At 56.6% G+C, this 557-nt stretch carries 1 pseudogene; it reads right to left on the minus strand.

Going from position 1 to position 557, the window contains the following annotated elements:
• Positions 1–524 (minus strand): annotated as a pseudogene (locus tag AC2FC2_RS26970) (DUF968 domain-containing protein); the annotation flags it as partial.
• Positions 525–557 lie beyond the last annotated feature (33 nt).

A 557-nucleotide genomic window follows, 5' to 3' on the forward strand; every position in this document is an offset into this window, starting at 1 on the left:
GACACTTCTTTCAGCACCGCCCACCAACACAACTCCGGCAGACTTAGCTGGTGGTCTTCACCAAACATGAAATGAGACCGGGCACGGTAAACTACCCAGTCCGCTACGTTCTGCGCGGCGATGGCATCCAGCTCCGGCAACGTTTGTTCCCGTAGGCGATGCTCATGGTGCCAGCACAGTCGGATCGGTCGACCGTCATAGTTCAGGATGTCCATATTATGGTGATGGTAATCGTCGCCGGCGGTCCACTGGCATTCTGTGCCACGCTTCAACCAAGCACTCAATGCATCAACTCCACCAGCAGCGTCGATAACCCGATCATGTTGGAAGAAAGAGGACAACCGCGGATCCGCCGCCAGGCTCTGTTCTACTGCTGGCAGCAGGCCGGAAGGCAGAGGTTTTAACTCGTCTGGCTCACTGGCGATCAGCAGCCGCGCACGGCCACTGAAATATTGCAGCAAGTCACTGCCTGGGCGCAGTAACACCACGCCCAGTTCACGCTGCAGGTAAGGGGTAAGTAACATCCTCATAATCCACTGACCGCCTTAGCGGAATGC

It is taken from the genome of Serratia sp. CoH_122_TC_1, assembly GCF_058191755.1.